Annotated in this window: 1 protein-coding gene and 1 pseudogene; both read right to left on the bottom strand. The window is 71.8% G+C overall.

What is annotated here, in order from left to right; all coding sequences use genetic code 11:
* Nucleotides 1-433: pseudogene (locus AC13HU_RS37725) on the bottom strand (hypothetical protein); the annotation flags it as partial.
* On the bottom strand, nucleotides 430-908 hold a 479-nt coding region (locus AC13HU_RS37720), incomplete at its 5' end, for a GNAT family N-acetyltransferase (RefSeq protein WP_483046517.1). The gene AC13HU_RS37720 and the pseudogene AC13HU_RS37725, both read right to left, overlap by 4 nt.

Below are 908 nucleotides of genomic sequence, written 5' to 3'. Positions count from 1 at the left end.
GGGTGGAGGTGATCTCCTCCAGGTACAGCGGCAGTACGCCGTCGCCGAGCGCGAGCGCGGTGCGGAACTCCGCGAAGAAGGCGAGCGCGTCCAGCGGCAGGTCCTCGCCGGTACGGCCCGGGGTGGTGCCGTCGTGCTCGGGAGCGGCCGGGCCCTCGGCGCCCTCGCGGGTCCGGGTGATGGACGACGGGTCGATGTGCCAGTGGTCGAGCGCCAGCCGGTCGGCGTGGAAACGGTACGCCGTGCCGCCGTCGTCGCTGCGGACCATGTACCGACCGCCGCCGCGCTCCTCCTCGCCGACCGGCGTCAGCAGCTTCTCGTGGGCGAACTCCGCGAGTGCCTTGCGGACCAGGTGGCGGGTGGCCCGCGCCCACAGTTCCGGGTTCAGGTGGGCGGTGGCCGGTTCCAGGAACGGGCGTGCGATGGTCGTCATCGCACCCGCCCCTCGTCGAGCGCCGCTTCGTACCCCTCGCGGGTGCAGATGCTCAGCAGCGCCTCCTTCTCGGGTTTGCGTATCCGGCGCAGCACCTCGAAGCCGATGGTCTTGTTGAGCGCGTGGACAGCGGTGTTGCGGACATCCGGCTCGACCACCACGCGGCGCACCTCGGGGTCCGCGAACAACTCGCCCATCACCGCGGCGATCACCGCCCGGGTGAAACCGTGCACGGGCCGGTCGGCGGGCGCGACCAGGAAGTGCATCCCGACATCGCCCGGCTCGGCGTCGTACAGCCCGGGCAGTTCCACCCGCGCGGGGTCGTACCGTTCCAGCAGGCAGACCGGCTCGCTGTCGTACGACCCGATGAACGCGTCCTGGTACGGCGCCTGCGCGATGTCCGCGTAGGCGCGCTCGACGTCGTACCGGCTCGCGTCGGCCATCAGCCAGAACGACGCCTTGGGGTGGGTGACCC

It is taken from the genome of Streptomyces sp. NH27 (assembly GCF_056859195.1).
This window is presented reverse-complemented; position numbering and strand designations above follow the sequence as displayed.